Source organism: Micromonospora sp. WMMD710 (assembly GCF_029626045.1).
In the GTDB taxonomy this organism is placed as follows: domain Bacteria; phylum Actinomycetota; class Actinomycetes; order Mycobacteriales; family Micromonosporaceae; genus Micromonospora.
In genome coordinates this window covers 3,555,382-3,577,686 of the sequence record NZ_JARUBD010000001.1, presented here as the reverse complement: position 1 = coordinate 3,577,686, position 22,305 = coordinate 3,555,382, and the positions used below count along the sequence as shown (strand labels likewise).

The 22,305-nt window shown below is 73.0% G+C and carries 22 protein-coding genes and 1 riboswitch; of the genes, 15 read left to right on the top strand and 7 right to left on the bottom strand.

The features are described 5' to 3' along the window. Positions 1–30 precede the first annotated feature (30 nt). Positions 31–1,305 carry a glycosyltransferase 87 family protein gene (locus O7620_RS16400; RefSeq protein WP_151491472.1) on the top strand — a complete coding sequence of 425 codons (1,275 nt, stop codon included), beginning with the start codon at positions 31–33 and terminating at the stop codon, positions 1,303–1,305. On the opposite strand, the gene O7620_RS16395 is transcribed toward O7620_RS16400, so the two are convergent. Further along, positions 1,204–1,755 carry a GNAT family N-acetyltransferase gene (locus O7620_RS16395; protein WP_278123689.1) on the bottom strand — a complete coding sequence of 184 codons (552 nt, stop codon included), beginning with the start codon at positions 1,753–1,755 and terminating at the stop codon, positions 1,204–1,206. The two genes, O7620_RS16400 and O7620_RS16395, sit on opposite strands and share 102 nt — an antisense overlap. Positions 1,756–1,835: 80 nt before the next feature. Between O7620_RS16395 and O7620_RS16390 the strand changes: the two genes are divergently transcribed. The 5 genes from O7620_RS16390 (at position 1,836) to O7620_RS16370 (ending at position 7,349) form a co-directional block, all read left to right on the top strand. After that, on the top strand, positions 1,836–3,065 hold the full coding sequence (locus O7620_RS16390) for a crosslink repair DNA glycosylase YcaQ family protein (RefSeq protein ID WP_151491470.1): 1,230 nt from the start codon (positions 1,836–1,838) through the stop codon (positions 3,063–3,065). A 64-nt stretch (positions 3,066–3,129) separates the two neighbouring features. Beyond that, positions 3,130–3,651: a DUF2752 domain-containing protein gene (locus tag O7620_RS16385; protein WP_225854654.1), complete on the top strand. Its 522-nt coding sequence runs from the start codon at positions 3,130–3,132 to the stop codon at positions 3,649–3,651. 242 nt (positions 3,652–3,893) lie between these two features. Further along, complete coding sequence (thyX, locus tag O7620_RS16380) at positions 3,894–4,634, top strand: FAD-dependent thymidylate synthase (RefSeq protein WP_151491476.1); 741 nt, start codon at positions 3,894–3,896, stop codon at positions 4,632–4,634. Positions 4,635–4,681: 47 nt separating this feature from the next. Further along, positions 4,682–5,608: a 4-hydroxy-tetrahydrodipicolinate synthase gene (gene dapA, locus O7620_RS16375; protein ID WP_151491468.1), complete on the top strand. Its 927-nt coding sequence runs from the start codon at positions 4,682–4,684 to the stop codon at positions 5,606–5,608. Between the two features lie 52 nt (positions 5,609–5,660). Further along, on the top strand, positions 5,661–7,349 hold the full coding sequence (locus O7620_RS16370; RefSeq protein WP_151491467.1) for a ribonuclease J: 1,689 nt from the start codon (positions 5,661–5,663) through the stop codon (positions 7,347–7,349). A gap of 64 nt (positions 7,350–7,413) precedes the next feature. Here the strand turns inward: O7620_RS16370 and O7620_RS16365 are convergent, their stop codons facing one another. After that, entirely contained in the window at positions 7,414–9,048 is a 1,635-nt protein-coding gene (locus O7620_RS16365) for a YbjN domain-containing protein (RefSeq protein ID WP_278127035.1), read from the bottom strand. Between the two features lie 80 nt (positions 9,049–9,128). Beyond that, a complete protein-coding gene (locus O7620_RS16360) occupies positions 9,129–9,608 on the bottom strand; it encodes a YbjN domain-containing protein (protein WP_151491465.1) in 480 nt (159 codons plus the stop codon). A gap of 113 nt (positions 9,609–9,721) precedes the next feature. On the opposite strand from O7620_RS16360, the gene O7620_RS16355 reads away from it, so the two are divergent. Continuing rightward, positions 9,722–12,175, top strand: a complete 2,454-nt coding sequence (locus tag O7620_RS16355; protein WP_278123688.1) for a DNA translocase FtsK — start codon at positions 9,722–9,724, stop codon at positions 12,173–12,175. A gap of 106 nt (positions 12,176–12,281) precedes the next feature. Here O7620_RS16355 and O7620_RS16350 read toward each other — a convergent pair whose 3' ends face one another. The 4 genes from O7620_RS16350 to O7620_RS16335 form a co-directional block, all read right to left on the bottom strand. Continuing rightward, on the bottom strand, positions 12,282–12,527 hold the full coding sequence (locus O7620_RS16350; RefSeq protein ID WP_151491463.1) for a hypothetical protein: 246 nt from the start codon (positions 12,525–12,527) through the stop codon (positions 12,282–12,284). Positions 12,528–12,563: 36 nt separating this feature from the next. Then, complete coding sequence (locus O7620_RS16345) at positions 12,564–12,971, bottom strand: hypothetical protein (protein WP_278122040.1); 408 nt, start codon at positions 12,969–12,971, stop codon at positions 12,564–12,566. Then, positions 12,968–13,798 (bottom strand): IS5 family transposase, encoded by an 831-nt coding sequence (locus O7620_RS16340; RefSeq protein ID WP_278122041.1) that lies wholly within the window; start codon positions 13,796–13,798, stop codon positions 12,968–12,970. The genes O7620_RS16345 and O7620_RS16340 overlap by 4 nt, the downstream gene beginning before the upstream one ends. 208 nt (positions 13,799–14,006) lie before the next feature. Next, positions 14,007–14,321, bottom strand: coding sequence for an SMR family transporter (locus tag O7620_RS16335; RefSeq protein WP_278123687.1), 315 nt, complete (start codon positions 14,319–14,321; stop codon positions 14,007–14,009). Between the two features lie 61 nt (positions 14,322–14,382). Then, a riboswitch (guanidine-III (ykkC-III) riboswitch) is annotated at positions 14,383–14,455 on the bottom strand. A gap of 92 nt (positions 14,456–14,547) precedes the next feature. On the opposite strand from O7620_RS16335, the gene O7620_RS16330 reads away from it, so the two are divergent. The 8 genes from O7620_RS16330 to O7620_RS16295 all read left to right on the top strand — a co-directional run bounded on the left by O7620_RS16330 (position 14,548) and on the right by O7620_RS16295 (position 22,280). Further along, on the top strand, positions 14,548–15,471 hold the full coding sequence (locus tag O7620_RS16330; RefSeq protein ID WP_278123686.1) for an ornithine cyclodeaminase family protein: 924 nt from the start codon (positions 14,548–14,550) through the stop codon (positions 15,469–15,471). A 142-nt stretch (positions 15,472–15,613) separates the two neighbouring features. Continuing rightward, positions 15,614–16,819 (top strand): DUF2207 domain-containing protein, encoded by a 1,206-nt coding sequence (locus O7620_RS16325; RefSeq protein WP_278123685.1) that lies wholly within the window; start codon positions 15,614–15,616, stop codon positions 16,817–16,819. 106 nt (positions 16,820–16,925) lie between these two features. Continuing rightward, complete coding sequence (gene rimO, locus O7620_RS16320) at positions 16,926–18,428, top strand: 30S ribosomal protein S12 methylthiotransferase RimO (protein ID WP_278123684.1); 1,503 nt, start codon at positions 16,926–16,928, stop codon at positions 18,426–18,428. Between the two features lie 77 nt (positions 18,429–18,505). Then, positions 18,506–19,096, top strand: a complete 591-nt coding sequence (pgsA, locus tag O7620_RS16315; protein ID WP_151491458.1) for a CDP-diacylglycerol--glycerol-3-phosphate 3-phosphatidyltransferase — start codon at positions 18,506–18,508, stop codon at positions 19,094–19,096. 148 nt (positions 19,097–19,244) lie between these two features. Continuing rightward, the gene (locus O7620_RS16310; RefSeq protein ID WP_278127034.1) at positions 19,245–19,793 is read left to right on the top strand and encodes a CinA family protein; all 549 of its coding nucleotides are present in this window, start codon (positions 19,245–19,247) and stop codon (positions 19,791–19,793) included. A gap of 152 nt (positions 19,794–19,945) precedes the next feature. Further along, positions 19,946–20,404: a helix-turn-helix transcriptional regulator gene (locus O7620_RS16305; RefSeq protein ID WP_151492438.1), complete on the top strand. Its 459-nt coding sequence runs from the start codon at positions 19,946–19,948 to the stop codon at positions 20,402–20,404. A 203-nt stretch (positions 20,405–20,607) separates the two neighbouring features. Next, on the top strand, positions 20,608–21,471 hold the full coding sequence (locus O7620_RS16300) for a PspA/IM30 family protein (protein ID WP_278123683.1): 864 nt from the start codon (positions 20,608–20,610) through the stop codon (positions 21,469–21,471). 23 nt (positions 21,472–21,494) lie between these two features. Further along, positions 21,495–22,280 carry a hypothetical protein gene (locus O7620_RS16295; protein WP_151492440.1) on the top strand — a complete coding sequence of 262 codons (786 nt, stop codon included), beginning with the start codon at positions 21,495–21,497 and terminating at the stop codon, positions 22,278–22,280. Positions 22,281–22,305: the final 25 nt, after the last annotated feature.

The following is a 22,305-nucleotide window of genomic DNA, read 5'->3' as shown; positions in this document are numbered from 1 at the left end:
GAAGCCTACTCAAGGGCCAGGGAGGCGACGGTGGCGCAGGGTGCCAACAGGACGACCGCGCAGGTCGTCGGGGTGGTGATGCTCGCCGCGGCGGTCACCGCGTTCCTCGCCGTCGCGGCGGTACGCCACGGCTTCTTCGATCTGAAGGTCTACTACGGCGCGTTGACGTGGTGGGTGCACGACGGCGGGGAGATCTACGACTACCTCAAGCCGAACACCCAGTACGGCTTCACCTATCCGCCGTTCGCCGCGCTGGTCATGCTGCCGATGGCGTACCTGCCGTGGTGGGCCGCGATCGTGGTGAGCGTCCTCGCCAGCGTGGTCACCACCACGGTCCTGATCTGGTGGCTGGTCGACCCGATCGCCCGGCGGGCCGGCTGGACCCGGTGGTTCGCGCTCGCCGTCGCGTTGTGCCTGGCCGCCGCGTTCGAGCCGATGCGCGAGACGATCAACTTCGGCCAGGTCAACACGCTGCTGCTCTTCCTGGTGGCGGTGGACCTGCTGCGGCTGCTGCCGTCCGGAAACCGGTGGGCGGGGGTGGGCATCGGGCTGGCCACCGCGATCAAACTGACCCCGGGCATCTTCATCGTCTACCTGCTGGTCACCGGTCGGTGGCGCGCGGCCCTCACGGCCAGCGGCGCGGCCGCCGGGGTGTCCCTGCTGGCCGGTGCGCTGTTCCCGGACGCGTCCCGGGAGTTCTGGACCGAGGCGCTGTGGAACACCGGCCGGGTGGGCGAGCTGGCCTTCGTGTCCAACCAGTCGTTGCGCGGGGTGGTGGCCCGGCTCGACCCGCAACACCCGAGCACGCTGCTGTGGCTGCTGCTCGTGCTCGGCACCCTGGCGCTCTGGGCGTGGCGGTCCCGCTCGGCCGTGGCGGCCGGCGACGAGGCGACCGGCCTGGCGCTGACCGGCGCGGTGATGTGCCTGGTCAGCCCGGTCACCTGGGTGCACCACCTGGTCTGGCTGCTGCCCGCGCTGATCCTGCTGGTGGACAACGCGACGGCCGCGCCGGCCGGCCGCCGCCGGCGCGTCCTGCTGGCCGCCGCGACCATCGGGTACGTGTTGCTGATCAGCCGGACCGTGTGGGTCTGGGAGAAGGACTTCACCGGCGTGGACGGCTTCCTGGGCAGCAACGCCTACGTCTGGATCAGCCTGGCACTGCTGGCCTTCCTGCCGGTGCGCCGGTGGCTGACCCCGGACGGGTCAGCCGTCGAGACGTCCGGCGTACCGCAGCTCGACCAGCCCGACCGGCGGACCCCCGCCGGCGAGCGGCACCTGGTAGGTCGACTGCTCACCGTCCGGTGACAGGCCGGCCCGTTCGTAGAACCGGCGGGCCCGCCGGTTGTCCGCCAGCACCCACAGCCGGTAGCTGGTCCAGCCTCGCTCGCCGAGCCCGGCGCGGGCGGCGTCGAACAGCCCGGTGGCCGTCCCGTCGCCCCAGAACGCCGGCTCCACGTAGAGCGCCAGCACCTCGCCGACCGCCGGGTCGAGGTCGCCGCGGTCCTGGTTGCGGCGGTACGGCCCGAAGGTGGTGAAGCCGACGACCAGGCCGTCCACCTCGCCCAGCAGGGTCGTGAAAGGATGTTCGGGGTCGGCGGTGCCCACGTCGCGGCGGCGCTGCGCCCAGGCCGCCACGTTGAGCCGGCCGAGCACCTCGTCCGGCATCACGCCGGCGTAGCCCGCCTGCCAGCCGTGCACGTGCACCCGGGCGACCGCCTCGGCGTCGTCCGGCTCCTCCCGGCGGATGGTCAGCATTGCACCGTTCTATGCCCCGATGACGGTCCGAGTCCAGCTTCCCGCACCGGCGTCGTACCCATGAATTAAGGTCGCCGACGATGGCCGCACCGGAATCACTCTCGCTCGCCCAGGCCCGCCGCGTGGCTCTCGCCGCCCAGGGCTTCGCCGACCCGCCGCCGGCCGGTGTGCCCACCCGTCGGCACCTGCGCCGGGTGCTCGACCGGGTCGGGCTGATCCAGATGGACTCGGTCAACGTGCTGCAACGCGCGCACTACCTCCCTCTCTACAGCCGGCTCGGGCCGTACCCGACGACGCTGCTCGACCAGGCCGCCTACCGGCGCCCGCGTGACCTGTTCGAATACTGGGGTCACGAGGCGTCGCTGGTCCCGGTCGGGCTGCACCCGATGCTGCGCTGGCGGATGGCCCGGGCGCACAGCGAATCCTGGGGCGGCATGCGACGCATCGCCCAGGAGCAGCCGGAGCTGGTCGCCTGGGTCCGCGACGAGGTGGCCGCGCGGGGGCCGCTCACCGCCGCCGAGATCGAGCACGACGCGCCCCGCGAGACCGGCAACTGGGGCTGGAACTGGTCGGCGGTCAAGCGGGCTCTGGAATACCTGTTCTGGGCGGGCGAGGTGACCGCCGCGGAGCGCAGCACCTCCTTCGCGCGCCGCTACGACCTGCCCGAGCGGGTGCTGCCCGCGGCGGTGCTGGCCGCGCCCACCCCGACCGACGCCGAGGCGTACCGGACGCTGGTGGGCCTCGCCGCGCGGTCGCTCGGGGTGGCCGCCGAGCCGGAGCTACGCGACTACTTCCGGTTGCCGCTGGCCGGCGCCCGGCAGGCCGTCGCGGAGCTGGCCGAGGCCGGCGAGCTGGTGCCGGTCACCGTGGCGGGCTGGCGGCAGCCGGCCTGGCTGCACGCGTCCGCCCGGCTGCCCCGTTGGGTCCGGGGCAACACCCTGGTCAGCCCCTTCGACCCGCTGATCTGGGAGCGGGCCCGCACCGAGCGGCTCTTCGACTTCAGCTACCGGATCGAGATCTACGTCCCCGCGCCCCAGCGGGTGTACGGCTACTACGTGCTGCCCTTCCTGCAGGGCGACCGGTTCACCGCCCGGGTCGACCTGAAGGCCGACCGCAAGGCCGGGGTGCTGCTGGTGCCGGCCGCGTGGTTGGAGCCCGGCGCCGACGCCGGGGAGACCGCGGTGGCGCTCGCCGCCGAGCTGTACCGGCTCGCCGGCTGGCTCGGCCTGGACGCGGTGGCCCCGCCCGCCGCCGGCGACCTGGCCGGTCCGCTCAGCGCCGCGTTGGCCGGCGTGTCCGGTGTACCGTGAGCGCGTGACGAGCGTTCCCGGTCCGGTCGACCAGCCGCAGCCCGCACCCGGGGCGGTCCACACGGTGCCGGCCGATCCGGCCGGCGCCGCTCCGGTCGGTTGGCCGACGCCCCCGCCGGGTGGTTACCCGCCCCCCGAACCGGACCGGCTCACCCGTTTCGTGCTGCGGCTCTACGAGCGCTCGCCGCGCTGGGCGGTGCCCCTGGCCGCGGTCGGCTGCGTCGCCGCCGGCATGGGTTACGCGCTGCTCAGCAACCCGACGTACGCCGACCCGGACGCCGCGCCGACCTGCCTGCTCAAGCTGACCACCGGGCTGGACTGTCCGGGCTGCGGTGGCACCCGCGCCCTCTGGTACGTGCTGCACGGCGACCTGCCGGCGGCCGCCCGGCACCACTTCCTGTTCGTCTTCGCGCTGCCGTTCCTCGCGTACCTCTTCGTGGCCTGGGCGGGCAACCAGGCGTTCGGGTGGCGGCTGCCCGAGCTGCGGATCAGCTCCAAGGTCATCGGCGGTTTCCTGGCCGCGTGGCTCGCCTTCTCGGTGCTGCGCAACCTGCCCTGGGCGCCGTTCACCTCGCTCTACGTCTGACCCACCCGCCGCGCCGCTCACCCGCGCCCTCGGCGCACCTCACCCGCGCCCTCGGCGCACCTCACCCCAAGATCGTGCTCGATCCTGGATGTGGTGGTGTCGGGCGCGGCGGATGCTACTACATCCAGGATGTTGTGCGATCTTGCAGGCGACACTGCTGGGCCGAGTGATCGACATTGCACGGGGCGCGCCTGAGTTGGGCCGGACGGCGCCGCGCCACTACAGTCCCAGGCATGCCGGAGATGGTGCAGCCCCAGGTCAAGTTGATCGCGTGGACCCAGTTCGCGGCCCCGGACGACGTGCCGTGGTCGACCGACGCGGAGGGTGGCCAGGCGCTCGCCGAGTTCGCCGGCCGGGCCTGCTACCAGTCGTGGAAGAAGCCGAACCCGGCGACCGCCACCAACGCCGGCTACCTGGCGCACATCCTCGAGGTCGGCCACCTGAGCGTGCTGGAACACGGCTCGGTGACCTTCTACTTCACCGGGGTGTCCCGCTCGTTCACCCATGAGCTGATCCGGCACCGGCACTTCTCGTACTCCCAGCTCTCCCAGCGCTACGTCCCCGAGCGGGACGCGGCCATGGTCGAGCCGGCGGTGATCGCCGACGACCCGGAGCTGCACAAGAAGTTCGTGGAGGCCGCCGAGGCGAGCGTGCGGGCGTACACCGAGTTGCTGGAGGGGCTGGAGCAGCGGTTCTCCGACGAGCCCAACCCGACGCTGCGTCGCAAGCAGGCCCGGCAGGCGGCCCGCGCGGTGCTGCCCAACGCCACCGAGACCCGCATCGTGGTGACCGGCAACTACCGGGCCTGGCGGCACTTCATCGCCATGCGGGCCACCGAGCACGCCGACGTGGAGATCCGTGAGCTGGCCGTGGAGTGCCTGCGCCAGCTCCAGGAGGTCGCCCCGAACGTCTTCGCCGACTTCGTGATCTCGACGCTGCCGGACGGCACCGAGGTTGCGGCCAGCCCGCACGAGGCGTCCTGAGCCCTTCCCCGGCAGGCCCCGGCTTGTCGTCCGCTAGGTTGGAGGGTATGACGCACGACCACCCCGACGCCTCGGCCCGACCGGTGTCCCGCCCTTTCGGCCGGGTACTCACGGCCATGGTGAGCCCGTTCACCCCCGACGGCTCACTCGACCTCGACGGCGCCGCCAGACTGGCCAGCCACCTGGTCGATGAGCAGGGCAACGACGCGCTGGTGGTCAACGGCACCACCGGCGAGTCGCCGACCACCACCGACGCGGAGAAGGAACGCTTGATCCGGGCCGTGGTGGAGGCCGTCGGGGATCGCGCCAAGGTGGTCGCCGGTGTCGGCACCAACGACACCCGGCACACCATCGAGCTGGCCGCCGCCGCCGAGAAGGCGGGCGCACACGGTCTGCTGGTGGTCACCCCGTACTACAACAAGCCGCCGCAGAGCGGGCTGCTGCGGCACTTCACCGCCGTGGCCGACTCCACCGGACTGCCGGTGATGCTGTACGACATTCCGCACCGGTCGGGCGTGCCGATCGAGACCGAGACGCTGGTCCGGCTCGCCGAACACGGCCGGATCGTCGCGGTCAAGGACGCCAAGGGCGACCTGACCGCCACCAGTTGGGTGACCAGCCGCACGGCCCTCGCCTTCTACTGCGGCGAGGACGCCCTCACCCTGCCGGCGCTGGCCGTCGGATCCGTGGGCGTGGTCGGCACCTCGACGCACTTCACCGGGGCGCTGACCGCACAGATGATCGAGGCGTTCGACGCGGGGGACCTGCCGGCCGCGCTTGCCCTGCACCGGCGGCTGCTGCCGCTGTTCACCGGCATCTTCCGCACCCAGGGCACCATCCTGGTGAAGGCGGGTCTGGCGTCGCTGGGCCTGCCGGCGGGCCCGGTGCGACCCCCGCTCGTGGACGCCACCGACGACGAGATCGCCCAGCTGCGCGCGGACTTCGCGGCAGCGGGCCTGGAGCTACCCGAATGAACGAACGACACGATGGGCGCCGAGTGACGGCGTCGCAGAATGAGGTGGACGCGTGACCGAGGCGCACATCGAGGCGGAACTACCCCCGCCGCTGCCAGAAGGTGGCCTGCGGATCATCCCGCTCGGCGGGCTCGGCGCCATCGGTCGGAACATGACCGTCTTCGAGTACGACGGCAAGTTGCTGATCGTCGACTGCGGCGTGCTCTTCCCCGACGTGGAGCAGCCGGGCGTGGACCTGATCCTGCCCGACTTCGGCCCGATCCTGGACCGGCTCGCCGACGTCCAGGCGATCGTGCTGACCCACGGTCACGAGGACCACATCGGCGCGGTGCCGTACCTGCTCGCCCACAAGCCCGACATCCCGCTGGTCGGCTCACAGTTCACCCTGGCCCTGGTCGAGGCGAAGCTGGCCGAGCGGCGCATCCAGCCGTACACGCTGACCGTGCGCGAGGGCGGCCGCGAGCGGCTCGGCCCGTTCGAGTGCGAGTTCTTCGCGGTCAACCACTCGATCCCGGACGCGCTCGCGGTGGCCATCCGCACCCCCGCCGGCCTGGTGCTGCACACCGGCGACTTCAAGATGGACCAGCTCCCGCTGGACGGCCGGATCACCGACCTGGCCGGGTTCGCGCGGCTCGGCGCCGAGGGCGTCGACCTGCTGCTGTCCGACTCCACCAACGCGGAGATCCCCGGCTTCGTCACCCCGGAGCGGGAGATCGGGCCGGTGCTCGACTCGATCTTCGCGAAGGCCAAGGGCCGGATCATCGTGGCCTCGTTCGCCTCGCACGTGCACCGCGTGCAGCAGGTCTTCGACTCCGCCGCCGAGCACGGCCGCAAGGTCGCCCTCATCGGCCGGTCCATGGTCCGCAACATGGGCATCGCCCGGGACCTGGGCCTGCTCAACATCCCGGCCGGCCTGGTCATCGGGATCGAGGAGGCGACCACGCTGCCTCCCGAGCAGATCGTGCTGATGTCCACCGGTTCGCAGGGTGAGCCGATGAGCGCGCTGGGCCGGATGGCCAGCGGCGACCACCGGCACATCACCATCGCCCCCGGCGACACCGTCGTGCTGGCGTCCTCCCTGGTGCCGGGCAACGAGACCTCGGTCTACCGGGTGATCAACCGGCTGGCCCGGGCGGGCGCGGTGGTCGTGCACAAGGACGTGGCGAAGGTGCACGTCTCCGGGCACGCCCCCGCCGGGGAGCTGCTCTACCTGCTCAACGTGGTCCGTCCCAGCAACCTGATGCCGGTGCACGGCGAGTGGCGCCACCTGCGCGCGCACGCCCGCCTCGGCATCGAGTCCGGCGTGGCCGCCGACCGGGTGGTGCTCTGCGAGGACGGCGACGTCGTCGACCTGGTGGAGGGCCGGGCCAGCCTCGTCGGGCACGTGAAGAGCCGCTACGTCTACGTCGACGGCCTCGCCGTCGGCGACGTCAGCGAGTCGCTGCTCACCGAGCGGCGGATCCTCGGCGACGGCGGTTTCATCGCCACCACCGTGGTCGTCGACTCGGTCACCGGCAAGGTCGTCGCCGGCCCGACGCTGTCCGCGAAGGGCTTCTCCGAGGACCCGGAGGCGTTCAACCCGGTGATCCCGCTGGTCACCGAGGCGCTCAACCGGGCCGCCGCGGACGGCATCACCGACCCGCACCAGCTCCAGCAGATCGTCCGGCGGACCGTGGGGCGGTGGGTCAACGACGCGTACCGTCGTCGCCCGATGATCGTGCCCACCGTCGTCGAGGTCTGAGCGACGCACGCTGACGCCGGTCCACCCGTTCGGGGTGGGCCGGCGTCGCCGCGTCCGGTGGGCGTCAGGGGAGCGCGGCGACCGCCTCGGCGTAGGCGACGCCGGTGACGATGGCGGCGTCCACCAGCACCGTGAGCTGTGCCGGGGCCACCCCGTGAGCGAGGTCGGTGGCCACGTCACCGGCCAGCACCAGCTCCTCACCGAGGTCGTGCGCGTACGCCTTGGGCAGCAGCCGGTCGTGATTCCAGGCGTTGCAGAAGGCGTACGCCTCGGCGCGGCGGGTCGCCGGCAACCGGCGGGCGGCCATCGCACGGGCGTGCAGCACCTCGCCGCGTTCACCGGCCCGACGGAACTGGATCGTCACGGCACCCCACCGGCCGACCACCGTGGCGCCTTCGTCGACGACGTAGCGGTCGCCGCGTCGGTCCAGCGCGGCGGTGATCATCTCGATGGTGAGCGTCGCCAGTTCCCGCTCGTCGTCGGAGGCGTGCTCGGCGGCGTCCTGTTCGGCTGTGGCGTGCTCGGCGGCGTCGTACTCGGCGGTGTCGTGCTCGGCGGTGTCGGGGCCGTCGTCGTGGGGCTCGTCGTCGGGCGGCAGGGGCACCGGCGCCGCCAGGGGACGCTCGGCCAGCCAGGCGGCCATCCGGCCGGAGTGGTGGCCGGTGCCGTTACGGGCGTCGAAGCTGCCCGCCAGCTCGTTGGCGATCGCCAGCAGCAGCGCGCCGAGGGTGGCGACGTCCAGCTCGGTGGCCGGCCGTCCGCCGTACGCCGGGCGGGGCACCGTACGCAGGCGGAGCCCGGCCTCGACGGCCAGCGCGCAGACCAGCGCGCCGGCGGCGGCGAACTCCATCGCGGCCAGGTCGTCGGTGGGCCGGTCCAACCGGGGCAGCTGCTCGGCCAGGACGCTCAGCCCGCGTTCCACATGCCCGCCCAGGGCGCAGTACCGCAGGTGCGCGGCGAGGTGGGGGAATGCCGCGCGTTCGCGCCGGTGCCGCCGGTACGCCCGCACGTGTGCCGCCGCGGCCCGCTCCGGCTCGCCGGTGCGCAGCGCCGGCAGCAGCCCGGCCACCAGCCCCCGCTCGGGTTGGTCGGTGCAGTCCACCGCTGCCGCGGCGGGCTCCCGCAGCTCGGTCACCGCGGCCCGCCATTCGCCCCAGCCGGCGAGCAGCTCCGCCCGGCGGGCCGGGGCGCAGCCCGGACATCCGCCGGACGGCCCGCCGAGGGTGCCCGCCCACCGCTGGAACCAGTGGCGGGCGGTGGGTTCGTCGCCGAGGTGGTCGGCGACCCGACAGCGCAGCTCCGCGACGGTCGGCGCGTCGGGCCCGTCCGCCCCGACCCGGTGGGCCAGGTCGTCCAGGAGGGACCGGGTCTGGTCCAACCCCACCCGGGGGGTGCCGAGCAGTGCCTCCACGGCGTACCGCTGCAGGCGCAGCAGCAGCGGGCCCTCGTCGTCGGTGAGCAGCTCGGGCCGGTAGTCGGCGGCGGCCCGGCAGCGGCGGACCGGCTCGACCAGCCGCCACCGCTCGCCGTGCAGCAGGTACGCCTCGATCAGCGCGAACCGGGCGTCCAGTGCGGACCGGAGGTCACCGGCCGCGTCGGCCCGCTCGGCGAGCCGTTCGAGGGCCAGCAGTCGGTCCGGTCCGTCGGCCAGGTCCCGTGCGTCGGCGAGCGCGCCCACCAGGGCCGGATCGCGGTGCACGGGCGGCCGGGAGGCGGGGGCCGGTGTGCCGGGCTCGCTGGCCGGGAAGGTGCGGCTGCCGGTGAACTCGTCCCGGCCGGTCACGCCGTCACCGCGCCGGGCAGCCGGCCGACGGCCACGGCGAGTTGGCAGCCGGTCGAGATGCCACAGTCGAGCAGCTGGTCGAGCTGGTGCGGGGTCACCCCACGCTCCAGATCGGTGATCACCTCGCCGTAGACCCGGGCCCGGCCACCGTCGTCGACGTGCACGAACGCCTTGGGCCAGAGCCGGTCGTGGTTCCACGAGTTGCAGAAGGCGTACAGGTCGGGCACCCGTTCGATGCCGAAGGTTGGTGTGACCATCGTGCGGACCTGGAGCAGCTCGCCGTCCCCGCCCAGGCGCAGGAACCAGATCAGGTTGTCGTCGAAGCGGCCCACCAGGTCGCCGTTCACCGCCAGACCGACCGGCCGGCCGCGCGCGGCGAGCACCGCCGCGACCAGTTCGCCGGTCAGCGGACGCAACACATCGGGGTGCCCGGCCAGCGGATCGTCCGGACCGTCCTCGTATCCCGGCGACGCCATCGGGCATCCCTTCTGAGGCGGATATCACGACCGGCGGCGCGTTCCGTGCTGCGACGCGCGGACACGACCCGGAAAAGCGGCGATCTGCCGGCTCCCGCCGTTACCGTGACTCTATGGCGGGCCGTACCTCTCAGGCGAGCCGGCGACGCGGCGCGTCGCCGCGCGGTGGCACCAACAGCCGTGCCCGTCAACCGGCGAAGAAGACCCGGGCACCGGTCCGGCGACGCACCGCGCCCACCCGCCCGGGGCCGGCAGTCTACGTCGGCCGCGCGGTCGGTGCACTGTGGATGGGGCTGGCGCACGGGATGGGCTGGGCGGTGCGGGCCGCCGGCCGGCAGGCCGCCTCGGCCCGCGATCTCGATCCCGAGCACCGCCGCGACGGCGCCGGGCTGCTGCTGTTCGGGCTGGCCCTGCTCAGCGCCGTCGCGCTGTGGTTCTCCGGTGCGGGACCGGTGGGCGCGCGCCTGGCCGACTCGGTCCGGCTGTTCCTGGGTGCGATCTCCGTGGTCGTGCCGGTGCTGCTGATGATCGGGGCGTGGCGGCTGATGCGTCAGCCGGCCGACCTGGCGCACCGGGGACGCGGGTTGGTCGGTTGGGGTTCGCTGCTGGTGTCGACCGCCGCGCTGCTCCAGATCGGCCAGGACCCGACGGACACGGTGCAGCGGGACTACGCCGGTGGGCTGGTCGGCGCGGGTGTCGGCGGGCTGCTGGAGCGGGCGGTCACCGCCTGGGTCGCCGTGCCGTTGCTGGTCCTGCTGCTCCTCTTCGGCCTGCTCGTGGTCACCGCGACACCCATCAACAAGATCCCCGAGCGGCTGGGCCTGCTCGCCGGTGGGCTGGTCGCGCCCCCGGACGCCGTCGAGGAGTCGGAGGAGCCGGCGGCCCGGCCGGCGCGCAAGCGGCCGACCAAGCGGATGCCACTACCGCTGGACCCGGACGACTTCGACGACCTGGAGGGCGCCGACCTCCAGGAGACCATGGTGCTGCCGCGCAAGGCGCCGGCGAAGGTGCCGGCGAGCCGTAAGCCGGTCGAGCCGCCGGAGCACTCGCCCGCGCCGAGCCGCGCCGAGCAGCTGGCGCTGACCGGGCTTGCCGGCGACTACACGCTGCCACCGGCCAACATGCTCAGCGCCGGTGCCGCCGCGAAGACCCGCAGCAAGGCCAACGACGAGGTCATCGCCGCGCTGACCGGAGTGTTCGACCAGTTCGACGTGGACGCGGCGGTCACCGGCTTCACCCGTGGCCCGACGGTCACCCGGTACGAGGTGGAGCTGGGGCACGGCGTCAAGGTCGAACGGATCACCCAGCTGTCGCGCAACATCGCGTACGCGGTGAAGTCGCCGGACGTGCGGATCCTCAGCCCGATCCCGGGCAAGAGCGCGGTCGGCGTGGAGATCCCCAACACCGACCCGGAAAATGTCGCGCTCGGCGACGTGCTGCGCTCGCGGGCGGCGACCAGCGACCACCACCCGATGGTGGTGGCGCTGGGCAAGGACATCGAGGGCGGCTACGTGGTCGCCAACCTGGCCAAGATGCCGCACATCCTCATCGCGGGCGCCACGGGAGCCGGGAAGTCGAGCTGCCTCAACACCCTGCTGGTGTCCATCCTCACCCGGGCCACCCCGGACGAGGTGCGGCTGCTGCTGATCGACCCGAAGCGCGTCGAGATGACCGGCTACGAGGGCATCCCGCACCTGGTCACTCCCATCGTGACGAACGCCAAGAAGGCGGCCGACTCGCTGGACTGGGTGGTCCGCGAGATGGACATGCGCTACGACGATCTCGCCGCCAACGGCGTCCGGCACATCGACGACTTCAACCGCAAGGTCCGCAACGGCGAGATCAAGGCCCCGCCGGGCAGCGAACGGGAGATGCGCCCGTACCCGTACCTGCTGGTGATCGTGGACGAGCTGGCGGACCTGATGATGGTGGCGCCGCGCGACGTGGAGGACTCGGTCGTCCGGATCACCCAGCTGGCCCGGGCGGCCGGCATCCACCTGGTGCTGGCCACCCAGCGTCCCTCGGTCGACGTGGTGACCGGTCTGATCAAGGCGAACGTGCCGTCCCGGCTGGCGTTCGCGACCTCGTCGCTCGCCGACTCCCGGGTCATCCTCGACCAGCCGGGCGCGGAGAAGCTGCTCGGTCGCGGCGACGGGCTCTTCCTGCCGATGGGCGCCTCCAAGCCGGTGCGCATCCAGGGTGCCTGGGTCACCGAGCGCGAGATCGCCGACGTGGTGAAGTTCTGCAAGGACCAGCGGGAGCCCGAGTTCCGCCCGGACGTGCTGGCACCGGCGCAGGAGAGCAAGAAGAAGATCGACGAGGACATCGGCGACGACCTCGACCTGCTGATGCAGGCGGTGGAGCTGGTGGTCACCTCACAATTCGGCTCCACCTCGATGCTGCAGCGCAAGCTGCGGGTCGGCTTCGCCAAGGCGGGCCGACTGATGGACCTGATGGAGACCCGCGGGGTGGTCGGGCCGTCGGAGGGCTCGAAGGCGCGCGACGTGCTGATCAAGCCGGACGAGCTGGAGGAGGTCCTGGTCGGCCTGCGCGGCGACGGGGACTGACCCGACCGGACCTCGGGAGGCACGGCGGGCACGGGAGATGCGGCGGGCCTCCGGGAACGCACGACGGGCCCGCCGGCAGCCGGCGGGCCCGTGACGGCGGGGGCGGTCAGTTGTTGATCAGCGCGCCGATGATCACCAGGCTGATGATTGCGGCGACGACACTGGCGGCGGCGGCGTACCAGCCCAGGGGCTTGTCGCCCAGCACGGCGCCGACGATGCCCGCGATCACGCCGAGCACGCCGAAGATGATCGGGTTGAGCAGCAGGGCGAGGACCGCGAAGACGAAGCCCACGATGGTGAGGATCCGGGCGGCGTTGCTGCGCGGGCGGGCGGTGGTCGGGACGTCGGCCATGTGTGCCTCCGGTGTGTGAGAGGGTGGTTCGAAAGATTAGGTCCGTTTCGGGGCGAGAGTGAACATTCCGGGTTCGTCTTCGGTCAGGACCTGGTGGTTGACCATGCGTTTCAGCTTCGCGCGGGTGGCTTCGACGTGTTTCGGTGAGGGTTCGACGCCGAGTGCGAGGCAGATGCCCTTTGCCCGCATGCCGGTGGGCGCGGTGGTGAGGACGTGCAGGATCTGCTGGTAGGGGGCGCTGGCTATCGTCGGGTCCTCGGCTGTGAACTCGGTGGCGGCGAGGGTGCGCAGGGTGGTGCGGGTGGTTGCCAGGTCGGCCAGGTCGCTGTCGATGCGGGCGAGTTCTGCGGTGAGGGTGGTGATCTTCTCGCGGAGCTGGTCGGCGGCCTGGCGCGCGGTGGTTTCGCGTTCGGCGATCAGGTCGAGGATCGCGGGCAGGTTCACCGGTGCCGCCAGGTGGGTGTGCTGGTCCCGGTCAGCCGACGCATGATGTTCGCCGTGGATGCCCACAACGTTCGGGACACGGCCGATTCCGGTCGGCTCTCGTACTCGCGCACGAGACGGCGGTGGAGCATGAGCGTGCCGTGGGTCTGCTCCACGATCCACCGTTTGCGGATCGGCACGAAGCCGGGCCTGGTGTCGGCGCGTTTGACGACCTCGACATCGACACCCAGGACGGCGCCGTGCAGCGCGAAGTCCTGTTTGAACCCGGCGTCGACCCAGGCGCGGGTGACCGTCGGTGTGTGTTCGACGACCTTGTCGAGCAGATGGATGCCGATGGCGTTGTCGGTGGCCGACGCGGCGGTCACCACGACCGCGATGATCAGGCCCAACGTGTCCACGGCCAGGCCCCGCTTGCGGCCGGGTACCTTCTTCGCGGCGTCTTTGCCGGTCGTGGCGGCCGGGACGTGGTTCGCGGCCCGGATCGACTGGGTGTCCAGTACGACCGCGGTCGGGTCCTCGGCCCGGCCGGCCTTCTCCCGTGCCTGGCAGCGCAGGAGGTCGTGGATCGTCTGGTCGGTGCCGTCGTCACGCCACAGGGCGAAGTAGTAGTAGGTCGCCGACTTCGGGGGCAGGTCGTGCGGCAGGTACGCCCACTGACAGCCGGTCCGGTTCTGGTAGAGGATCGCGTTCACGATCTCCCGCAGGTCGTAGTCGCCCTGATGACCCGAGACCGAGACACGCCTGGCCTTCCACGCCCGCAGGAACGGCCCGATCAACGCCCACTGCTCGTCACTGACGTCACTGGGATACGGCTTTCGATCACCCATGACGGGCCTAACGCCGCGACCGCTCGACGGTCACGACCAGGATTCACCTTTCACAACATCGAGCGATCGCCATACGACGAAACCCGCTGAAAGATCGCCAACTGGACGCAAGCCATAGATCAAGTCGAACATCCTCAGACCGCCCTCTGAGAGCCTGTGGTGACGGATCGATCACTACCCACTGTGGGCGCTGGTCACGCGTCCCTCTTCAGTGAAAGATCTTCAGACCGACGACGCCCGCGAGCACCAGCAGCAGGCAGAGGATTCGGGGCAGGCTCGCCGACTCACCAAGCGCCAGCATCCCGACCAGGGCGGTGCCGACCGCGCCGATGCCGACCCAGACCGCGTACCCGGTGCCGACCGGGATCTCCCGCAGCGCGTACGCCAGCCCGCCCATGCTCAGCACCAGGGTCACCACGAACACCAGGGATGGAACCAGCCGGCTGAGGCCGGCGCTGCGGTCCAGGGCGATCGCCCAAGCCGTCTCCAGCAGCCCCGAGATCACCAGTACGAGCCAGGCCATCGTCCACCTCACGGAGAGCGCCCGGGGCTGCCGCGCCGGGACGAGTCGAGTCTGCACGTCACACGGGGCGTCTTGGCCTGACCGGGTACGCCCACCACTCGTCCGGAGCGGCCGCGAGCATCCGGGGCCACCGGAGCCGACGCTAGCACCGGCCCGGACGGCGTGGTGGTGACTCCGGCCACGGTTCGTTGACCTCTACCTGACTTCAACGTGCAGTATCGCCACCATGACCCTGCTCTATGCCGACCCCGAGGTCGCCGCCGCCCTGGACGCCGCCACCACGGTCGACGCCATGCGCGCCGCGCTTCTGGCCGCGTACGAGGGACGCCTGGTCGCGCCACCCCGGGCCGCCGCCCCGCTGGCCGGTGGACGGATGGTGCTCACCGCCGGACACCTGCTCGGCGAGTGGTACGGCTTCCGCTCGTACGACACCTTCGGCCACCCGCAGGCCGAGCAGCTGGTCGTCCTGCACGACGCGGGCACCGGGGCGATCCGGGCGGTCGCCGTCGGGGAGGAGCTGGGTTCCCGGCGTACCGGTGGGCTGGGCGGGGTCGCCGTCGACGCGCTGGCCCGGCCGGACGCGGCGACCCTCGCGGTGATCGGGTCCGGCCGCCAGGCGTGGACCCAGGTGTGGGCCGCCGCGGCGGTCCGCCCCCTGCGCGAGGTGGTGGTGTACAGCCGCTCCGCCGCCCGCCGGGGTTCCTTCGCCGCCCGTGTCCGTGCGGAACTGGGCGTACCGGCGCGAGCGGTGGACGATCCGCGGTCAGCCGTGACCGGGCGGGACATCGTGGTGCTCGCCACCACCAGCCCGACCCCGGTGCTGCACGCCGCCGACCTGAGCCCCGGCACGCACGTCAACGCGGTCGGCTTCAAGCAGCGCGACCGCAGCGAGTTCGGCACCGACCTGCTGGACGCCGCCGATCTGCTGGTCACCGACTCGCCCGCCCAGGCGGCGGACTACCAGCCGCCGATGCTGGCCGCCCTGCCCCCGTACGCCGATCGGTTGCGTGACCTGGGCGGCATCCTGGCCGGCGCGGTCCCCGGCCGGACCACGGCGGACCAGATCTCCGTCTTCTGCTCCACCGGTCTGGCCGGCACCGAGGTCTTCCTGCTCGACGCGCTGACCCGGGTGGGCGTCGCGACGCGGTAGATCGGGACGCCCGTCGCGGACGGACTGGCCGATCGGAGGAGCGTCACCTGTGCGACCGGGCGGCCTGGCGGCACCGCTATTCGATCATGATGTGGGTGACCGCCGCGACGGGGCCGGCGGAGCGACCCGAACATGAGGCGCCATGACCCTCGCGGTAGTGAACCTCTCCGACCCGGTCATCGAGATCGGCCTGCCGGTGGCGAGCCTGGCCTGCTGGGTGGTGCTCTACGTGACCACCGTGCTGGCCAGCCGACCCACTGTGGTGACCCCGGGCGCCGCTGTCGCGGGGTTCCCCGGTCAGGAACCCCCAGCCGTGGTGAACCTGCTGGCCAACGGGTGGCGGCAGACCGGCGACGCGGCCCAGTCCACCCTGCTCGACCTCGCCGCGCGCCGGTATCTGGAGCTGCGCCAGGCCGACCCGGATTCCCGCACCACCACCGTGCACCTCACCGGCCGCGCGCCCGACGACCTCAATCCGTACGAGCGCCAGGTCTACGACCGGGTGGCCGAACGCGCGGTCGAGGGTGTCGTCCCGCTGGCCGCGCTGAACTTCTCCGACGCCGCCTGGTCCACCGACTGGTCCACGCGGCTGCGCCACGCGGTCGTGGCCGACGCCCGACGGCTCGGGGTGTCCCGCCCACGGGTCTCCCGCCCGCTGGTCACCCTGCTCAGGATGCTCGGTGTGGTCGCGGCCGGTGGGGTCGCGGTCGGTTCCTGGCACTACGTGACCCGCTCCGGCGGGGACCGCCTCGGCGCGGGCGCCGCCTTCGTCGTCACCGCCATGGTGCTCGCGGCCATCGCGGGCCGGGACCTGGGTGAGCGGGACACCCCGGCCGGGCGCGCCGCCGCCGCCCGCTGGCTGGGGCTGCGCGCCCGGCTCGCCGGGCACGCGGCCACCGGCGACCTGCCGCCCGCCGCCGTCACGGCCGGGGACCGCTACCTGGCGTACGCGTGCGCGCTCGGCCGCACGTCCTCTCTGATCACCTTCGGCGTGGCCGACCGCGGGCTGCTCTGGTCGTCGTACGGAGGTAGGTGGCGGCAGGTGAGCGTCAGCTACCCGGGTGGGCTCGCCCGCTACCAGGCCCCGCTGGGCCGGACCGCCCCGACCACGGTCACCGGGGAGGTGCTCTGGCACGAGGTCTGGCAACGGCAGCCCTCGGACGACGGTCCGGGCAGACCGATCAACCACTACCTCGTCATCGACGACGGCCACGCCGACCGGTTGCGCGCGTGGATCCTCCCGCACAAGATCGCCGACGAATGCCGGCTCGGTGACATCGTGACCGCGCGGGTCCGACCGTGGAGCCGGCGGGTGCTCGGGGTGACCGTCCAGCGGGCCACGCCGTAGCCCGTCGTCGGGGGCGTCGCCACCCGGGGTTGGTGACGCGGCGTACACCTGGCCGGGTGGCCCGGTACGCGTGCGTGGGGTTCCCAGGTCGGCCCGGTACCCTCGGATGGTGTCTGCCACCTCCTCTGATGACAACGCCGAGGGCCGTCGTGTCGCCCTGCTGACCCTGGGTTGTGCCCGCAACGAGGTCGACTCGGAGGAGTTGGCCGCCCGGCTGCACGCCGACGGCTGGCAGGTGACCACCGATGGCGAGGGCGCCGACGTGGTGGTCGTCAACACCTGCGGCTTCGTGGAGAAGGCCAAGCAGGACTCCATCCAGACCCTGCTCGCCGCCGCCGGCACCGGCGCCAAAGTGGTCGCGGCGGGCTGCATGGCCGAGCGGTACGGCCGGGAGTTGGCCGACAGCCTGCCCGAGGCGCAGGCGGTGCTGAGCTTCGACGACTACCCGGACATCGCCGCCCGGCTGAACGCGGTCGTCGCCGGCGAGCAGGTCACCGCGCACACCCCCCGGGACCGGCGGGAGCTGCTGCCGTTGACCCCGGTGAAGCGGCGCGACTCCGCCGTGTCGCTGCCCGGGCACGGCACCGTGGCCCGCAGCGCCGTCGACACCGACGAGCACACCCCGGCGCACCTGCGCCAGGTGCTGCGGCGCCGGCTGGACACCGGCCCGGTGGCCTCGCTGAAGCTGGCCAGCGGCTGCGACCGCCGGTGCGCGTTCTGCGCGATCCCCGCGTTCCGTGGCGCGTTCGTCTCGCGGACGCCGGACGAGCTGCTCGCCGAGGCGGAGTGGCTGGCCAAGACCGGCGTACGCGAGCTGGTGCTGGTCAGTGAGAACTCCACGTCGTACGGCAAGGACCTGGGCGACCCCCGGGCTCTGGAGAAGCTGCTGCCGCAGCTCGCCGCGGTGACCGGCATCGTCCGGGTGCGGGTGAGCTACCTCCAGCCGGCCGAGACCCGACCCGGGCTGGTGGCGGCCATCGCCGGTACGCCGGGCGTGGCGCCCTACTTCGACCTGTCGTTCCAGCACTCCAGTGAGCCCGTGCTGCGCCGGATGCGCCGTTTCGGCTCCACCGACCGGTTCCTGGAGCTGCTGGCCAGCGCCCGGGAGTTGGCGCCGGAGGCGGGTGCGCGGAGCAACTTCATCGTCGGCTTCCCCGGCGAGACCCGCGCGGACGTCGACGAGCTGGTCCGGTTCCTCACCGAGGCCCGCCTCGACGCGATCGGCATGTTCGACTACAGCGACGAGGACGGCACCGAGGCCGCCGGGCTGCCCGGCAAGGTTTCCGCCGCGACCATCAAGCGGCGCTACGACCGGCTCAGCGCGCTCGCCGACGAGCTGTGCTCGCAGCGCGCCGAGGACCGGCTCGGCTCGACCGTCGAGGTGCTGGTCGACTCGATCGCCGATGGTGTGGTGGAGGGCCGGGCGGCGCACCAGGCGCCGGAGGTGGACGGTTCCACCACCCTGGTCGCCCCGGTGGAGGGTGGGGTCGATCTGGCCGCGCTGCGCCCGGGTGACCTGGTGCGTGCCACGGTGACCGGCACCGAAGGGGTGGACCTGCTCGCCGTGCCGGATGAGATGATCTCGGCGGCGCCCGGCGCGGCACGGTGACGGCGGGCCCGAACGGAGCGGGGGAGCCAGGTGGTGTGGTCCCGGGAGCGCCACGGCGGCCCGAGTGGAGCGAGACGGTGACCGGGGCGACGGAGTCGACGCCGGCCCGGGTGGTCGCGCGGGTGCCCGTGCTCAACGCCGCCAACGCGTTGACCGCGTTGCGGCTGGTGCTGGTGCCGGTCTTCGCCGCCTCGGTGATCGTGTCCGGGATGAGCCATGCCGGCTGGCGGATGGCGGCCTGCCTGATCTTCGCGGTGGCGTCCGCGACCGACCTGGTGGACGGCTGGATCGCCCGCCGGTTCGGGCTGGTCACCTCGGTCGGCAAGGTGGCCGATCCGATCGCCGACAAGGCGCTCACCGGCGCGGCCCTGCTGCTGCTCTCCTGGTACGACCGGCTGCCCTGGTGGGTGACCGTGCTGATCCTCGTCCGTGAGCTGGGCATCACCGGGCTGCGGTTCTGGGTGATCCGGCACGGCGTGATCGCCGCCAGCCGCGGCGGCAAGGTCAAGACCGCGCTCCAGATCCTGGCCATCGCCTGGTACCTGTGGCCGATGCCGGCCGCCCTCGCCACCGTCGGCCCCTGGATCATGGCCGCCGCCGTCCTGGTGACGGTGGTGACCGGCTTCGACTACGTGGTCCAGGCCCTGCGCCTCCGCCGCGCCCGCTGACCCCGCACCTCACGCGGCCGACCCGGTTGATCATGGGGTTGCCGCCATCCGGCTCGGCGTGTCGCGCCGCCAACGTCATGATCGACGCGATCGGACCGGGAGGGTTGGGTGGCCGGGGGTGGGGAAGGACGGGTTGATGCAGCCGGATGTGGGTTTGGGGGGTGGTGCGGCGGTGGGGGAGGAGTCCGCGGGTAGCCCGGCGGCGGGGGTCGTGCACAGCCTGGCGCAACGGCACGAGACGCTGGCCACGGTCGAGTCGCTCACCGGCGGTATGCTCGCCGCGTCGATCGTGGAGATCGCCGGGGTCAGCGGGATCTACCGGGGCGGCCTCGTCGTCTACGCCACCGAGCTGAAGGCCACGCTGGCCGGCGTACCGCCCGAGCTGCTGGCCGAACGGGGGCCGGTGGACCCGGACGTCGCGGCGGCGCTCGCCGCGGGTGGCCGGCAGCGGTGCGGCGCCGACTGGGGCCTCGCCACCACCGGCGTCGCCGGCCCCGAACCGCAGGACGACAAGCCCGTCGGCCTGGTCTACGTCGCGGTCTCCGGCCCGAACGGCGGCGAGGTCCGCCAGCTCGACCTGGACGGTGGCCGGGACCACGTCCGCTCGACGGCCGTGATCGAGGCGTTGCGGCTGCTCGCCGAGCGGATCCACGCCGACGACGCCGAGCGGGCGGCGGTGGGCGTTGGACGCCGGTGAGCAGCCGCGGGCGATCCGACGGGCGGGGCGGGATGTCGCACGGGCTCGCACCGGGTACGGTTGCGGGAAGGCTCCGACGCTCGGAGCCGGCGCGGTCCGCCGCGACCGGCTGCCCGACGCCGGGCGAGAGGTATCCCTCAGGGGGAGGTGCGATGGTCCTGCTACGCCGGGTAATCGGTGACGCACTGCGGGCGCGCCGGCAGGGGCAGCACCGCACCCTGCGCGAGGTGTCCACCGCGGCGAACGTCAGCCTCGGCTACCTCTCCGAGATCGAACGGGGGCACAAGGAGCCGTCCAGCGAACTGCTGGCCGCGATCTGTGACGCGCTCGGTGCCCGCCTGTCCGAGCTGCTGCGGGAGGTGAGCGACACCGTGGCGCTCGCCGAGCAGATGCCCGGGGTGCTCGTCGGCATGCAGGACGAGCCGGCCGAGGCCGCGCCCGTCGGCGCGGCGGCCACCGTGCGCAAGAGCACCAACCGGGGCGTACGCCAGGTCACCTCCGACGGCAAGGTCGCTGTCTCGGTCCGCCACGAGTCGCCGCTCAAGGCCACGCTGCGCAGCACCCGCGTGCGCCCCACCGAGCGCGACCGGGACGTGGTCTGCGCCGCCTGAGCGCCTCCTCCCGGTTGACCATGGGCGAGCCGGCCCCAGCCGCGTAGGGTTGCCCACAGGATCTGCCGGTGCCGTCGACCGCCCGGTACGGATGCCGAGGTGGCGTTCGGCTGGGACGATGGAGACCGGCCGGGGTCGCGGTCGGCCGGCCCATTCCGGTCTGACCGCGGGTGGAGTGACGCTACTGAGGGGATACCGCGGAGATGGCGAACCCGTTCGTCAAGGGTTGGAACTATCTGATGGCACTCTTCGGTGCCAAGATCGACGAGCACGCCGATCCCAAGGTGCAGATCCAGCAGGCCATCGAGGATGCCCAGCGCCAGCACCAGGCGCTGGTGCAGCAGGCCGCCGCGGTGATCGGCAACCAGCGCCAGCTGGAGATGAAGCTGTCCCGGCAGATGACCGAGGTCGAACGGTTGCAGGGCAACGCCCGGCAGGCCCTCGTGCTGGCCGACCAGGCCCGCGCCAAGGGCGACGAGGCCGAGGCCGGGCGCTTCGAGCAGTCCGCGCAGACCCTCGCCACCCAGCTGGTCTCCGCCGAGCAGGCCACCGAGGATCTCAAGACCCTGCACGACCAGGCGTTGGGCGCCGCCGCGCAGGCCCGCCGGGCGGTCGAGAACAATTCGATGATCCTCCAGCAGAAGCTCGCCGAGCGCACCAAGCTGCTCAGCCAGCTGGAGCAGGCCAAGATGCAGGAGACGGTGGCCCGCTCGCTGGAGTCGATGTCGTCGCTCACCGCCCCCGGCAACACCCCCTCCCTGGACGAGGTGCGGGACCGCATCGAGCGGCGGTACGCCAACGCGATGGGCCGCGCGGAACTGGCCGGCAACTCGGTCGAGGGCCGCATGCTGGAGATCCAGAAGGCGACCATCGACTCCGCCGGTTCGGCCCGGCTGGAGCAGATCCGGTCCAGCATGGCCGGGGAGCAGCTCGGCGGCGTGGCACAGCGACCGGCCGTACCGCAGGCCGAGAAGGTCGGCGACCCCGCCGCTGCGGCCCGGCTGGACGAGCTGCGCGCCAGCATGGCCCGCGAACGGGGCACCGGCGACCCGACCGCCGCGAGCTGAACGTCTCATCCGAGGAGGTCAGGGTGGCGGACGAGCGAACCCGGTACTTCCGCCAGCTGGGTCGGCTGCGCCGCTCCGCCCGGCGGTGGAGTGTGCTGGCCGGTGGGCTCGGCGGCGCTGCCGCGGTGCTGACCCCGTACGCCGGCCTCGGTCTGCCCGACGCGGCCTGGGCGGGCGCCGCGGGCAGTGCGGTGGCGCTCGCCGCCTGGCGGTGGATCGACCTGCGGGCGTTGGCCGCCCGGCCGGCGCCCCCGGCACTGGATCCGGCCGAGGCCGCGGCCCGGTCCCGGGCGCGGCTGGTGGCCGCCGTCGAACGGCTGCCGGTCGGCCACGGTGTGCTGGCCGAGGTCCGCCGGGTCCGCTCCCGGGTCGCGCTGCGCGGCACCACCGCCGGAGCCCAGTGGGCCCGCCTGGACCGGGCGGCGCTCACCCTGGCCGGGATGGCACCGCGACTCACCGGGCTGGCCGAGCCGGCCGTGCTGGAGGCCGCCGCCGCCGACCGGTCGCTGCGCGACCTGGCCGCCCGGGTGGCCAGCGTCGAACGGGCGTTGCGGCTGGCACCGCCCGACGCCCGGGCACCGCTGGCCGACGCGCACGGCGCGCTGGTCGCCCAACTGGAGAGCGGCGTCGCGGCCTACGAACGGCTCGTCGTGGCCGCCGCCGGCTACCTGGCCGAGGACTCCCGACCCGAGAGCGCCCACCCGGCCGCCGACCGGCTCACCGAGGCCACCGACCTGCTGCACGGCGTGGCGTCGGCGCTCGCCGAGCTGCGCGCCGCCGGCACCCCGCTGCGCGCGCCCACCCGCTGACGCCCGCCGGGCACCGGCGCCGCGG